This is a genomic window from Larkinella sp. (assembly GCF_965227735.1).
Classification (GTDB): domain Bacteria; phylum Bacteroidota; class Bacteroidia; order Cytophagales; family Spirosomataceae; genus Larkinella.
The window spans coordinates 1,539,715-1,556,792 of sequence record NZ_OZ245776.1; the positions used below are offsets into that span (position 1 = coordinate 1,539,715).

The 17,078-nt window shown below is 55.4% G+C and carries 1 protein-coding gene; it reads right to left on the reverse strand.

The genetic code is table 11. The features are described from left to right. Positions 1–4: 4 nt before the first annotated feature. Positions 5–17,056, reverse strand: coding sequence for an Ig-like domain-containing protein (locus ACO064_RS06115; RefSeq protein WP_421826508.1), 17,052 nt, complete (start codon positions 17,054–17,056; stop codon positions 5–7). Positions 17,057–17,078: the final 22 nt, after the last annotated feature.

Consider the following 17,078-nt stretch of genomic DNA (forward strand, 5'->3'; position numbering starts at 1 on the left):
GATGTCAATGCGGCACTTTGGAATAGCGTCCATTATTTTTCTTCCACAACACACTGTCGACAAAGTTCACATCGGCGTCCATATTGAAGTCGCCATAGCGATACTGATCAAAAATACCGCTCTCGTCCTTCCACAGTTTCGAGTCGAAGAAGTTGATGTCGAAGTTGTCGCTAAAGACGTCTTTTTTACCATCTCCCCCGTACATCATCCATTTTCCATCGACAGCGATTTCACCGAAGGACGGCGGATCAGCAATGGTGTAGGAATCCTGGACGGTAAAGTCGAACAGCAGTTTGTTGTTCACAATGGTCACTTTCGTCGGCGACATGACGCCCATGTGATTCCGGTGTTCAACCACCGCATGGTAGGAACCCGCCGGGATATTGAAGCATGGATTCACGAACGTAATCCGTCCGTCATCGTGCAACAGACCCGCTACCCGGAATACCGGTGTTGTCGACAGTTCATCCGCCCGCAACGAAACCAGCACCCAATCCACCACATCCTGATCGTAGGTAGTCACACTTTCTGTTCCGGTGTAATTCCACGGAGCCGTGTTGTAAGGCTGACCCGCCGGTGTAGCCACGGCAAACTGACCAATTGGGGTCTGACCCGGCAACAAGCCACGCTGGTTGAGCACCGTGTTCATTTTGTGGGTCGAGGTATTGTAAGGGCCCTCCAGCAACACCTTGAGTTCCAGAGTAACACAGGTCAGACACGTACCCGGGGTTACAAACAGCGGTACATCCGTGTCCGGCGACGACAGCCCGTCACTATCCGTTACCCGGATGACTGCTTTGTCGTTACCCGTAAAACCGGGTGCCGGGATGTAAGTGATCAAAATCCGGTGCGTTACCTGATCCACGGTAGCCGTAATCGTCCCGTTCAGTGGTTGCGACAAGACCATGACACTGTGCGTATTGTCGGCGTTGATGTCGAGGATCGGCATGTAGGCTGACGTAGTCGATGAGCAGTTGGTCACAACCGGAACGATTGACAGTGCCGGTGGATTGGGGATATCAACGACCGTGATCGGCACCTCGATCACCGTACACCGGTTGGTTTGATCGCAGATGGTGATACACACCTTATCGGTTCCCACATAGTTGGCATTCGGGGTATACTTGACACACAACATATGCGTCGTGTTATTCACCGTTATCTCTGCCGTACCGTTCTGTGGACCACCGCAAATGGTCGCGGTATGAACATCCGTCGGCGTGTCGACAATGGGGACACAAATTTCCTTCGGATTATTTTTCGTGGTAATAATCGGTTGCGGAATCACCACCGGCGGTGTTCCGGTACAGCCACAAACGCAGCGGATTACCTGGATCGGCACATAAACCTGATCAAAGTTTCCGCATTTATCCGTGACCGTCACGCAGACCTGGTCGATTCCCTGGAAGCCCGGAGCGCCTTTATAGGTGATGAAAAGCTGACGTGTCTGGTTATCGACACCCACCGTCACCGTCGCATTGCTCGTTCCAACTCCGCAAACGGTGGCGGAGAATGAATCGCTGAGGTCAGCGTCCAAAATCTGCATGGTTACCGTCTTGGTGCTGTCTTTACAGATCAGTAGCGGTTGAGCAATGATCAGGGGCGCATCTGTGCATTGCGAACAGGCCGTGCTGCTGGCAACCGAAGCCGAAACCGGCACGGTATTGCGGCATCCACCCGCCGAAAGAACCGTCAGACTATAGGCTCCGGACGTTAGGCCCGTCACCACCAGCTGACCATTTCCTGCGGCCACAAACGGCGCACATTGCGTCGCTGCACCGGCCTTGCTGTAACAAACCGTATAGCTCTGGTTGGCGGTTAATCCACCCAGCGTGACACTGCCATTGGTTCCCGAGCAGGCTGTCGGTGCCGTTGACGTTACCAGCGTCGGCGCCGGTATCGCCATGACCGTGATCGGAACGATGGCCGGAATCGACGTACAGCCGTTGACGGTCTGTATTACCGTGTAATTCCGCACCCCGGTCGTGGTTGGCAAAGCCGTGGCAACTCCGCCGGCAATACTTGACAAGTCTAATCCGGTCCACGTGAAGGGGCCGTCCAGGTTGCTGGAAGCGGTCAGCGTTACGGACTGTCCGATGCAAATGGTGGCACTCGGTGATACCGACACATTCGGTTGAGCCGGTGTCTGACCAACCAGTGTTGCCGAAACCGGCTGGCTGCTGCAGCCTCCATTCGATACCGTCACACTATAAGCCCCCGCTGTCAAACCGTTCATAACGATATTACCCACGTTGTTTGAAGCCAGTTGCAGACAAACCGCTGAACCGACATTGTTAACCCGGTAGCAAACCGTGTAGGTTTGGTTAGACAGCAGCCCGCCCATGGTGATGGCCCCGTTGGGGTTTGCACACGCGCCCGGATCATTTTTGCTAATCAACGTTGCACTCGGTACCGGGTTGACCGTGATGGAGATAGCCGTCCACGACGAACCACAACCGACAATCGACTGTGTCACGGTGTAGCTCAGGGTTCCCGTCGATTGCGGATTCACGGTAACTACACTGCCCGTCGTTCCCAGGAGTCCCTGTCCTTTCCAGGTGAAACTTGCACCAGGCTGACCGGTTGCCGTCAAACTCAGGGGTTGTCCCAGACAGACGGTTGTGCCGGGAGCTACCGTTATCACGGGGTTTGGCAACGCAGGATTCGTCAGCACGACGGCTTTTGGCAAGCTGATGCAACCCAGCTCCGTCACGGTTATATTGGTGTAGGAACCGGCCGATAATCCTGTAATTGTAAGCACGCCATTGACATTGGCCAAACGTTCAGCACAGACCGGTTGACCGGCGTCTTTGGTGTAGCAAACCGTGTACGATTGTCCCGGGGTCAAGCCCATCAGGGTGATGCTGCCATCGGGGCCATTACAAACCGTCGGATTGGTTGCCGATACCGAGAAGGTCGGCGTCGGTTTCACCACGACCGTAACGGTTGCCGGCGGAGACACACAGCCATTGGCCGATTGGGTGGCCATGTAGGTAACAATACCGGTCACATTTGGAATAGCCGTTACCGGACTACCCGTAGCGCTTTGCAGACCCGGCCCTTGCCACTGAATGTTCGTTCCCGAAGCAGTCAGCGTAATGGATTCACCCACACACACCGCCGTGACACTACAGGTCGCCGAGGGGGCAGGCAATCCGCCTACCAGCGTTACCGATACGGCATTGCTCATACATCCGTTTCGGCTGGTGGTAATATTTGAGTAAACCCCTACTCCTAACCCGGTTACTAAAATCCGTCCATTCTGATTAGCTGTCAGGGTTTGACAGAATGGCGCATCCAGGTTTTTCGTATAACAAACCGTATAACTCTGCCCTGCCGTTAAACCGGTCAACGTCAGACTGCCATTATTGGCCGTACAGGTTGTCGGGTCACTCGGGAATGGCAAGACGGCAATCGTCGGACAAGGCGGTGTTGTTCCCGGAATGACCGTGATGGTGATAGGCACCTGGGTACACAGACCCGTCTGGTCGCACACCTGCAAACAGCCTCCCAACGGCTGACCGCTGTAGCCCGCAGGCGGGGTGTAGGTCACACAAACCATGTGGGTTACGTTGTTGACCGCGCCCACCGTGATCGTGCCCGCCGAGGGCTGACCACAAATCGTCGCCGTGTGAATGTCCCCGAAATTCGGGTCGTTGATCTGAACACACACCGTCTGGGGAACGTCCACCGGGGTGATGATCACCGGAGGTACCACCGTTGGCGGCTGGGGCTGCGTCGGAGGACCCGGTTTGGGAATCACCACAATCGGGATGGTCACATCCGTACACAGGCCCGTCTGGTCACACACGTGCAGACACAACTCGTCGGGACCGCTGTAGCCCGCAGTCGGCGTGTAGGTCACACAGATCTGGTGCGTCGTGTTGTTGATCGACACACTGGCCTGGCCGTGCTGCGGCTGACCACAGATCGTGTAGCTGTGCACATCGCCCACATTGGGATCCAGAATCGGATAGCATTCCGTCTTGGGTTCGCCCGTGATGGTCACAATCGGCGTCACCGGAACCACCGGCGGTTTGCCCACCGTGGTGGTTGGCGAAGTCGGAACGATGGTGATGGGAACGTACGTCGTGTCGCACAAACCGCCCTGATCGCAGGTGATCAGACAAACCTGATCCAGGCCCGTGTAACCCACCGTCGGCGTGTAGGTAAAGCAAACTGTGTGGGTCTGGTTGTTGACCGTCATGGGCAGACTCACCGTGCCATGGGCCGGTTGGGCACACAACGTCACCGTGTGGGTATCGCCCACGTTCGGATCGGTGATCGGCAGACAAACCGTTACGGGTTTGCCCGGTTCGGTCACCACCGGATGACCCGGCACCAATGGCGGTTCGTTGGTAGAAGGTCCCGGAATGACCGTGATGGTGATAGGCACCTGGGTACACAGACCCGTCTGGTCACACACCTGCAAACAGCCTCCCAGCGGCTGACCGCTGTAGCCCGCAGGCGGGGTGTAGGTCACACAAACCATGTGGGTTACATTGTTGACCGCGCCCACCGTGATGGTGCCCGCCGAGGGCTGACCACAAATCGTCGCCGTGTGAATGTCCCCGAAATTCGGGTCGTTGATCTGCACACACACCGTCTGGGGAACGTCCACCGGGGTGATGATCACCGGAGGTACCACCGTCGGCGGCTGGGGCTGCGTCGGAGGACCCGGTTTGGGAATCACCACAATCGGGATGGTCACATCCGTACACAGGCCCGTCTGGTCACACACGTGCAGACACAACTCGTCGGGACCACTGTAGCCCGCAGTCGGCGTGTAGGTCACACAGATCTGGTGCGTCGTGTTGTTGATCGACACACTGGCCTGGCCGTGCTGCGGCTGACCACAGATCGTGTAGCTGTGCACATCGCCCACATTGGGATCCAGAATCGGATAGCATTCCGTCTTGGGTTCGCCCGTGATGGTCACAATCGGCGTCACCGGAACCACCGGCGGTTTGCCCACCGTGGTGGTTGGCGAAGTCGGAACGATGGTGATGGGAACGTACGTCGTGTCGCACAAACCGCCCTGATCGCAGGTGATCAGACAAACCTGATCCAGGCCCGTGTAACCCACCGTCGGCGTGTAGGTAAAGCAAACTGTGTGGGTCTGGTTGTTGACCGTCATGGGCAGACTCACCGTGCCATGGGCCGGTTGGGCACACAACGTCACCGTGTGGGTATCGCCCACGTTCGGATCGGTGATCGGCAGACAAACCGTTACGGGTTTGCCCGGTTCGGTCACCACCGGATGACCCGGCACCAATGGCGGTTCGTTGCAATTCATCGGAGCCGGGATGTTCACCACTTGTGGGGGACAACTGCCGTTGCTGGCCGTCAGACTTACCGGCGTTCCCAACGGAATCCCCGTAATCATCTGCGTCACCGCATTCACCATACCGGAACTTGCCGTTACCGTTACCCCCGCTGGTGCAAAGTATTTGACACTGTAGCTGGCGGTTTCACAACTCGTCCCTGCCACACTCACCAAGGGATTCGTACAAACCGTGGGCGTCGTGCAATCGATGCCCCCCACGATCACCGTCTCCGAAGTAGCGCAACCCGCAATACTGGCCACAATCGTCACATTCGATGTTCCCACCACCGTCACCAGACCGCCGTTCATTGTGCCACCAAAGGCCGTGATCGTCGCTCCAGCGTTGGCCGTCACACTCACCACATAGCTCGTGCCGTTGCAAACCGGCTGACCTACTTTCAGACCTGGAACCAAAACACAGGGAGGAACCGTACAATTCGGGGCCACAACCGTGAAGCTGCTCACCGAACCGCATCCACTGGTGGCTGTTACGACCACATTCTGACCTGAAGGTATGCCCGTGATCATGCTCAGAGCAGCATTGACCGTACCCCCGCTGGCCGACACCGTCGCACCTGCACTGACCAGATAGCTGATCGAATACGTGTTGGTCGCCGTATTACACACCGGACCTGTTACTTCCAGCACCGGTTTCTGACAAACCGTACAGTTGGTAACGGCAATGGAAGTGGTGGTTTCTTTCGTAACAGAACAACCTGCTGCCGAACCGGTTACCACGACGGTATAGCTTCCACTATTAGCCAGGGTGGCCGGGTTCACAGTCACCACCGCTCCGTTGGCGGTAAAATTGTTCGGTCCTTTCCATGTATAAGTATAATTGCCCGACGGAAGAACCGTAGCATTTAACACAAAGCTACTGCCTGCACAGGCCGTCGCGCTGCTGATCGTTGCCGTTACGGTCGGTGCCGGATTAACCACTAACGTAACGGTTGCCGGAGCAGAAGTACACCCGTTCACCGTTTGCGTGACGAAATACGTCAAGGTACCCGTCGTCGACGGGGTTACGGTGACGGGGTTGCCACTGGCGGTGACACCTGGCCCGCTCCATTGGAAGAATGCCCCAACGGAACCACCCGCAGTCAGCACCACACTCTGACCCTGGCAAATTGTACCCGGATTTGGCGCTTGCGGGGTTGGCGGAGTCAATGGTCCGTTCAATGTGGCCGAAACCGGAACGGCAACCTGACAACCGAAGGCACTGATGGTTATGTTTGAATAAGCACCTGCTGACAGATTAGTCAAAATAAGCTGACCCGCCGGATTGCTCATCAAAGACTGGCAAATGCTGTTGCCTCCGTTAAAGCTAAAACAGACGGTATAAATCTGGTTCGGTAAGGGACCCGTTAGGGTAATCGTCCCATCATTCAACGTACAGGAGGTCGGATTTGTACTGGCCACCTGGGTAATGCTCGGCGTCGGATTAACCAGCGCTGTCACCGTTGCTGGCATACTTGTACAGCCCGAAACCGTTTGTGTAACCGTATAGGTCAGCATACCCGTTGTAGTCGGTGTGACGACCGCCGGACTGCCCGTGGCCATGAAGCCACCGGGGCCGACCCACTGGATGGTCGCACCCGGCGTACCGGTTGCCACCAGTGTGAATGATTGGCCCAGACACACTACGCCCGGATTGATCGATAAAGGCGTTGGCGGGTTGACCGGATTGTTCAGTGTGGCCGATTTGGGTATACTGATACAACCACCGATACTAACCGTAATATTGGTATAAATCCCGGCTCCCAATCCGGCAATGGTCAGTTGACCTATTCCGTTTGCGATTAACGCTGAACAGACCGGACTGTTTCCATTTTTGGTGTAACAGACCTGATAGCCCTGATTAGCCAGTAGGCCCGTCAGAACAAGAGAGCCGTCCGTGCCGGTACAGGTGGTAGGATTGTTAGCGATGATGGATGCAATATCAGGCAATCCGCTCCCCGTGATCGTTACAACCTCCCCGACCGAACAGCCTTTGCTATCGGTTACGGTTACAGTATACGTTCCTGCTGGCAGATTACCCGCACTGACCGTTTGATTAGCCGCATTGGTAATCATCACCACAAATTGTGGTGTACCACCGGAAATATCAGTTACCACCAAACTCCCCGGTTGACCACAGGTTGCAGGGGTTACCTGGACATTAAAGTCAATGGCTGAGGGGACAGTAATCCCATACGTCTGGCTGCTCACGCAGGAGCCTTCTGTTCGGGTCACGATGTAGTTTCCTGACCCAACGGCAAAGCTTTGCGCTGTAGCCCCATTGGTAAAACCGATCATGCCAACACCAACCTGTGTAATGGTATAGAACACCGTTGGGGATTGCCCGCCCAGGAATACCAGCGAGCCCATCTGACCAGCACAATTCGGCTGATTTACCGACCAGTTGCTTACCGCAGGAGCCTGCGTTGAATTCAGCATGACGGTCGTTGTACTGGATGCACAGGTGGGTATACCACTGGTAGCCACACTGATTGTATAAGCCCCTGACGATAACCCACTCAAAACAGTTGATGTACCAGCGACAGTCGTCGTGACCCCATTGACAGTAAGTTGATAAGTGCTATTCCCAGGAACGGCGGTCCAACTCAGAGAAATACTACCATTGTTGGTCCCGCAGGCCGTTGGCGAAATACCATTGGCGGTCAAACTCAAGCTGGAGGGTCGTTGCGGAACACTGATGGTTTGGTAGGAAACACAGGGGGTATTGCCCGCCGAACTAATCGTAAAGCTATAGTTACCCGAAATCAGACCGGTTACTGCGATAGGGCTGGCACTGGTCATTGTTCCGGTTGCCGCCCCGCTCCACCGGACCGTGTACGGAGAAGTCCCCCCGGTAGCGGTAAATACCAAACTACCATTAGACAGACCACAGTCAGCACCTACGAGCGTGGAAGGTGTTACCTGAATTCCATCCGACTGGTTGATAATCGCTGTATCTGCATAGGTACACGTCAAACCCGCCTGTGTGATGGTTACCAATAATCGGTACAGGCCCGCCGACAAACCATTCAAACTCGACGTATTACCCACGGTCGCATTGTTAACCAGGTTAGTCCACTGATAGGTAACCGTAGCACCTGCTGGTGCTGCCGGCACTACCATCGCAGTGGCACTACCAGTCGATAAACCGCATTGGGTACCAACTGACTGCAGGCTAATATCCCGCGTCGGGCAAAGCTGTGGACAGTTCATAGGAGCCGGGATGTTCACTACTTGGGGAGGACAACTGCCGTTGCTGGCCGTCAGACTTACCGGCGTTCCCAACGGAATCCCCGTAATCATCTGCGTCACCGCGTTCAACACACCGGAACTTGCCGTTACCGTTACCCCCGCTGGTGCAAAGTATTTGACACTGTAGCTGGCGGTTTCACAACTCGTTCCTGCCACACTCACCAAGGGATTCGCACACACCGTGGGCGTCGTGCAATCGATGCCGCCCACGATCACCGTCTCCGAAGTAGCGCAACCCGCAATACTGGCCACAATCGTCACATTCGATGTTCCCACCACCGTCACCAGACCCCCGTTCATTGTGCCACCTAAGGCCGTGATCGTGGCACCCGCGTTGGCCGTCACACTCACCACGTAGCTCGTGCCGTTGCAAACCGGCTGGCCTACTTTCAGACCTGGAACCAAAACACAGGGAGGAACCGTACAATTCGGGGCCACAACCGTGAAACTGCTCACCGAGCCGCATCCACTGGTGGCCGTTACGACCACATTCTGACCTGAAGGTATGCCCGTGATCAAGTTCAGAGCCGCATTGACCGTACCCCCGCTGGCCGACACCGTCGCGCCTGCACTGACCAGATAGCTGATCGAATACGTGTTGGTCGCCGTATTACACACCGGGCCTGTTACTTCCAGCACCGGTTTCTGACAAACCGGGCAGTTCGTTGGTGCCGGGATCAGGATTACTTTATCCAGGCAAGGTCCTGTAAAGTCAGCAATTGGCAGGGTAGATACTGTCAAACTCACCGGGGTCCCCAGGAGAATTCCGGTTATTTTTCCGGTTGCCTGATTAACCTGACCTGAACTCGCCACTACCGTAGTACCGGTGGTTGTTGTGAAATTGACGGTATACGTGGTCGTCCCCGTTTCACAAACAGTACCCCCAATGCTAATTCCCGGGTTTACACAAGGTGTTGAGCAATTGTCCGGGCTCTTTATCTCGACGTTCGTGACGCAATTTCCACTACCCGCACTGATGACCGCGCTCGTTCCGAGTGGAATCGTAATGGTATGATTAACCTGGTTGATAGAACCGTTTGTGGTGGTAACGGTCACCCCTGATTCGGCTGCGAAACTAACCAAATAGACGTTGCCTGACAGGTCGCAAATGGGCTGGCCCACCTCGAGTTGAGGAGGTACGCAGCCGGTTGTACAACTTGCTGGACTCTGTACCGTTAGTGTGCTTTCACAGCCTACCCCGGTAGTCGCAGTAATCCCCACCGGTGTTCCCAACGGGATATTACTGATCGTATTCCCATTGATGGTACCGACATTCGAGCTAACACTGGTCGTGCTGCTGAAAAAGGAGACGGAATACGTGTTTCCATTACAAACCGGACGGCCTGCAGTCAAGGTCGGTTTGCTGCAATATGTACAACTTGCCGGAGGCAACACAATGCCACTAGCGGGGCAACCCGGTGAATTCACCAACAGACTGGCACCTGCTCCAGCCCCGGCGACTACTTCAATCGTACCCGTAGCCTGATTAACCGTCCCGCCCTGGCTGATGGTAACCGTTGTTCCAGCCGTTGCGATGTAGTTAAAGTAATACGATGCTCCTCCCGGTCGGCAAATGGGTCCACTCAGGCTAATGCCCGGATACAGACATGGATTGGTACAATCAGGGCTTCCTACGTTGATTCGGGTAGTGCAGTTCCCTGTACCCGCAGTTACAACCAGATTGGTTCCCGCGGGAACGTTACTAATGGTATTGCCATTGACATTTCCGGCATTGGCAGTCACACTCGTACCGGGATCCACGGCAAAACTTACCGCATACGTCGCTCCATTGCAAATCGGTTGCCCGACCGTCAGTTGGGGTGGCACACAGCCGGTTGTGCAACTTACAGGACTTTCTACGGTCATCGTATTATCACAGCCCGCTCCGGTACTGGCGGTAATTACCACCGGCGTACCTACCGGAATATTACTGATTATATTGTTACCGATCGTGCCTACATTCGAACTGACACTTCCCATGACCATTCCCGCAGAACCTACATAGAAGCGCACCGAATACGTATTGCCATTACAAACCGGAGCTCCCACCGTCAAGATCGGTTTCTGACAGGTGACACAATTGCCTGGGGCGGGCACTGGAATAACCTGCATGCAGGTGCCATTGCTGGCGGTCAAACTCACCGGTATTCCTAACTGAATCCCTGTGATCGTCTGCGTAAGCGCATTCACCACACCGGAACTTGCCGTTACCGTTACTCCCGCTGGTGCAAAGTATTTGACACTGTAGCTGGCGGTTTCACAACTCGTCCCTGCCACACTCACCAAGGGATTCGTACAAACCGTGGGCGTCGTACAATCGATGCCCCCCACGATCACCGTCTCCGAAGTAGCGCAACCCGCAATACTGGCCACAATCGTCACATTCGATGTTCCCACCACCGTCACCAGACCGCCGTTCATTGTGCCACCAAAGGCCGTGATCGTGGCACCCGCGTTGGCCGTCACACTCACCACATAGCTCGTGCCGTTGCAAACCGGCTGGCCTACTTTCAGACCCGCCGTCTGGGTGCAGGAAGGAACCGTGCAATTCGGGGCTACAATCGTGAAACTGCTCACCGAACCGCATCCACTGGTGGCCGTTACGACCACATTCTGACCTGAAGGTATGCCCGTGATCATGCTCAGAGCCGCATTGACCGTACCCCCGCTGGCCGACACCGTTGCGCCTGCACTGACCAGATAGCTGATCGAATACGTGTTGGTCGCCGTGTTACACACCGGACCTGTTACTTCCAGCACCGGTTTCTGACAAACCGTACAGTTCGTTGGCAAACTCAATGTAGCCGTTCCTCTGGCTACGCAGTTCAGGGCGTCGGTCACCGTCAGGGTATAACTCCCCGCCCCTACGCCGGTTAGTGAAGGGGTGTTGGCGCCATTACTCCACAGATAGGTATACGCCGGAGAACCTCCGCTGACGCTTACCAGGGTAATGTTGCCGGTTGTAGTGCCACAGGCAATGGTACTGGCCGACAATTCGGCCACAATACCCAGAGGCTGTGTAATCGTTATCTGGTCACTCGTTTTACAGCCGTTGCCGTCCGTTACGATTACCGTGTATATTCCGGCGGCTAAACCGCTGATGCTGCTGGTCACCGCACCCGTACTCCAGAGGTACGAAACCGGTGCGATTCCGCTCGTCACATTGACGGAAGCAGTTCCGGTGGCGCCCCCCTGACACGAAACATTGGTTTTATTGATGGTAAATTGAGGGCCGCTGACATCATTAATGCTTACCACAGCCGTTACCGAACATTGATTGACATCAGTTATTTTCACCGTATAAGTACCCGCTGACAGCCCGGAAACACTGGCGGTCATTGCTCCGGTACTCCAGAGATATTGGTACCCGGAACTGCCGCTGGCGGTTACCGTTGCCGTTCCGGTTGCCTGACCACAGGCCGATGCGGTTCCGCTGATGGTCGCGGTCAGGTTTCCGGGGGTACTCGGTATGGTTACCAGCGTCACATCTTTACAACCGGACTGGTCGGTTACGGTCACGCTATACACACCGGCCACAACGGCATTAATACCAGCGGTAACGCTTCCCGTACTCCACTGGTACGTATAAGCCGGGCTACCACCGGAAGCTGTTACACTGGCAGCACCGGTTGCTCCTACGCAGGATGCCGGCGTAATCGAAGCGACGGTAAGTTGCGGTCCTCCGGCATTCCCGACCGAAACCAGGGTCGTTGAGAAACAGGCAGTATTGGCCGCATCTGTTACCGTCACGGAATAAACTCCCGTCGCCAAAGCCGATAGCGTGGGCGTTGTCGCCCCGGTGTTCCAGCGATACGTATAGCTACCGCTGCCTCCACTGGCGGTTACCGTCGCCTGACCATCCATCTGGTTACAGTGAGCACTGGTGGAGACGACGTTCAATCCGATGGCACAAGGCGGTTGACAAACCAGAATACCGATGGACGTCGTGGTCACCTGGGTAGTCGAGCACCCTGTGGCATTTGTTACGACGACGGTATAGCTGCCGCTGTTGGCGAGTGACGCGGAATTCACCGTTACCATGGCCCCGGTTGCCGTAAAATTATTCGGACCACGCCAGGTGTAGGTGTAGCTACCAACCGGGGTAACGGCCGCATTCAGGACGAAACTACTGCCGACACAAGCGGTGGCACTGCTGATTGTTGCCGTTACCGCAGGTCCCTGACCACCACCAATGGTAACCGTTGTGCTGGTCAAGCAGCCTCTGGAATCCGTTACGGTCACTGTATACATTCCGGCAATCAATCCGGTACTGCTCGCACCTGCTGTTGTCGTGCCGGAGACCGGGCCGGTGTAAGAAACGACATAACCAGGCATTCCACCTGTGATGTTGGTAACTACCAGACTGCCGGGTTGTCCGCACGTTCCGTCCGTTGGCTGGACGTTGAAACTAATGGCCGGCGGAGCAACAATTTCCAGCGTCTGGGTCGTGATGCAACCCGTTGGTTCCAGGCGGGTAATCACATACACGCCCGCACCCAGTGTGTAGGTTCGTGGAATGTCACCCGTTGTGCTGGCAATCAGCGTATTGTTCAGGTACGCAAGTGTGTATTGTGTAGAGGAAGATTGGCCTGCGCCAAAGGTAATGATGCCGGTTTGCCCCGCACAATTGGGTTGTTGCTGGATCGCCCATCCGGAAACCGCAGGAGCCGGAACAGGGTTGATCGTAACGACCTTACTATCAGACACACACAGCGGATTGCCGCTGGCGATTTGAATGCTGTGCGTTCCCGCGCCAATGATCAGGGTCCGGGAAGTACCGGAAACCGGCGTAACAACGCCATCGACCGTTAGCTGATAGGGCCCTCCGACCGAATTCCAACTGACCACGATGGTACCCGAAGTCCCACAGGTAACGGGTTGGAATACCTGCGTAGCCAGACTCAAACTGGTTGGCAACACCGGAATACTGACGTTCTGTAGTCCCCTGCAACTGCTCCCGATGCCGGTCACCGTAAAAATGTAATTGCCTGCTGACAAACCATTGATTTGTACCGGGCTTCCCGGTGCGTTCATGCTACCCGTGCTGGCACCACTCCAACTCACTGTGTAGGGTGTCGTTCCCCCCGTGACAATCAATTGAACACCGCCATTGGTGGCACCACAGTTGGCTCCACTAATACTGGCCACCGACACATCCGGGCCGGGGGTATCGCTAATCGGCACCTGACCCGTAAATATTTGTACGCAATTACCCGTTGTCTCGGTAATGGTCACAGAATAGACCCCGGCAGTCAGCGCAGAAACCGAAGCCGTATTGCCCACAACCGCATTGGTCGCTACATTTTTCCAGAGATAGGTAACCAGCGTTCCTACCGGAGAAGCCGGCAGCAGCATGGCGTTTACGGAGCCATCGCTGGAATTACAGGAAGGATCTTCCGCCGTAAACGAAATTGAAGCAGTCCGGGGTGGGCAGCAATCAGCTACAGTGACAGACACGGGTGTCGTCGCTGTAACACTGCAACCGTTCAGGTCGGTAACGACGAAGGTATAAGACCCGCTGTTGCTTACCTGGGCCGGAGTGATAATCGGATTTTGGAGTGAGGACGCGTAGCCGTTGGGGCCGGTCCAACTATAGATATATGGCGGAACGGTACCCGTTGTTATATCGCCAAGTAAATTCAGTGAACTACCGGTACAAACCGATGCCGCCACAAAATCGGCTTTGATGACCGGCGCCGGGTTAACGGCTACAACGCCCACCGCGGTTCCGGTACAGGCATTACCGCCCGTCACCACCACGGTATAACTACCCGCGTCCGAAGCGTCTACTCCGGTCAGGACAATCACCGGCCCACTGGCGGTGAACCCGTTCGGGCCAGTCCAGCTATAACTGGATGCACCACCGCTAGCCGACAGCGTTACATTGCCCCCCGCGCAGGCCTGTTGCGGCTGCACCTGCACCGTTGGAGCCGCACCCACCGTCGTGCTAACCACCTGCGCAGCGGTACAGCTATTGACGTCGCTGACCGTCAGCGTGTAGGCTCCGCTCATGGTAATCTGCGCATTGGAACGCGTCAGAGGATTTCCGCTTAATGTTAATCCATCCGGAGTTCTCCAGGTGCTGGTGACGGGTTGAGACCCGCCGGTCAGGGTGGCTGACAGACTCAATACCTGCCCTACACAGGCCGGTGTAGCCGTCAAATTGGCAATGACCGGATTGGGATTGACAAAGACCGTAACGGTCGCGATGCTGGTACAATTGGGTGCTCCGGAGTCAGTCACTACAACCGTGTAGGTTGTGGTAGAAACAGGGGTCACGGTTACGCTCTGGCTATTTCCCAGCACGACATTTGGGCTCCACTGATAGCTAAGCGCACCCAGACTCCCCGTTGTCGTAGCAGAAAGTGTTGTACTTCCACCCACACAGATCGTCATCTGAGTAGCCGAAGCCGTTGCGGTTAGCGAGCAACAGTTGATCACGCTCACGGCCACTGGCGTTGCGGATGTTGCCGTACATTGGTTGGCATCCGTCACCTGTACCGAATAATTTCCGGTATTGGCCAGGGTTGCATTGGCTATCGTTACCGGATTAGCGGTTGTCGTTGTCGAAAAATTAGGGCCCGTCCAGGTAAAAGAATAACCCGGTGTTCCGCCGGAGGGAGTAGCTGAAAGACTCAAACTGCCGCCCACACAGGCGGTTGCCGAAAGGGCCGTCGCTGTAACCATCGGTGCCGGATTGACCGTGACGGTCATACTGGCCGGTGCCGAGACGCAGCCACCTACCGTCTGGGTTACGGTATAGACAAAACTGCCCGCTGTTCCGGGCGAAGCCGTTACCGGATTACCCGTCGTTTGCATCAGGTTCTGACCCGTCCAGGTAAAACTGGCATTGGCAGCACCCGTCGCGGTTAGGGTCAGGCTATTGCCCAGACAGATAGTGGCAGAAGGCGGAAGCGTTGGCGTGGCCGGTGGATTGGGATCCGTTAAGGTGACCGATATCGGTGTGCTTGCACATACACCGATTAAGACCGTAAAAGAATAGACCCCTGCCGATAATCCGGTAACCGTTATCTGACCGGATCCGTTGGCGATCAGGGTTTGAGCGGGCTGCCCCGTTCCATTTTTAGTATACGCTACTGAATAACTTTGACCCGATGCCAGACCGTTTAAGGTCACCGTCCCGTCTGCTCCGGAACAGGATGTGGGATTCGTCATCGTGAAACTGGACACATTGGCTCCATTGACAATCGTCAGGGAAGTGGTAGCCGTTGCCGTACAACTCCCGGCTGTGGTGGCCAAAACTGTGTAGCTATAAACGCCCGGTGCCGATAAGGTAACGGTAACCGGATTTCCGGTCGATGTGGTTAACCCGGGACCACTCCAGTCGTAGGTGCTAAACCCACTGGTTGCGGTCAGCGAAGCTGTGGCGGTTCCGTTCGAAAGACAGACCGGCGGATTGTTTGCAATTGACACCGTGCCCGAACTAAGCCACGAGATGACCACACACGCCTGATCGACAGACGTATTACAGACATCTCGGAGGGAGTTACAGATGGTTACTGAGCCGGGTTGCGTTACCCCATTTACGGTGGGGAAGGTAATGGTATAGGTTCCTGAAACAGGGTCGGTTACGACAGTAGCCTGCGGAACATTCGGATTTTGGGTTACGGTAAAATTGCCCCAAACCTGATTGGCGGTGGAAACGACGGTGGTTCCTGCCGGCAAGTTGGCGGGATTCCAGTTCCGGAGAACCTGGGTAAAATAGTTATCAGAATACGAAGTAGTGGTTGCGCATAGAGTTTTAGTATCGTCTTGAATATCGGGTAATACAATTGTTGGGGAACTAAGTGGCGCATTTTTACAATAGCGCTCCAATGCCGGGACAAAAGCCGCCCGGGGAATCTGGATGGTAATTTCATTATTCAGGTTGGCCCCGAATACACTGAGTACATCATTGCGAACCGGTTCACCATTCACCAGAATCCGCAAAGCCGACGCGCAACCCGTTCCCGGGAACGAAAACAAAGGAACTGCTACGCCCGGTATGACGGGGTCCATCGTCGTTAGCGGACCGGCCGGACCGTCCGGGTCGATATCGATACCAGCCGGGGCCATCCCGACCTGGTGAACGGCCAGGCCGTTCAGCGTGCCTAATGGGGTGGCTCCGACACTGGTGATCAACTCATTATCCAGTACAAAATCCGTCCAGGTACCGTTTAGATTGGTAATCTGGAAGTCGGAATCACGGCCATTGCCCAACGGCGTAGTAAAGCCGTTGGGTGCAATGATCGTGAACTGACCGGTTACGGTACGATGCAACGTGTTGTCGGTTGGAATATACCAGGCCGTGTAGCGATTTGTGGCCGGATCGTAGGTCAATTGAAAATCAACCAGGGGAGTTCTACCCAATGGATCACAACCAGGGACATTTTGTGCCCTGACAGCATTTCCCCACGCTCCTGCCAGAAACAGGAGCATGATTACCCAGGGTTTTAGCCACATATTCACTACAGCTTTCATGTTGATCGTGTTTTTAATTCTG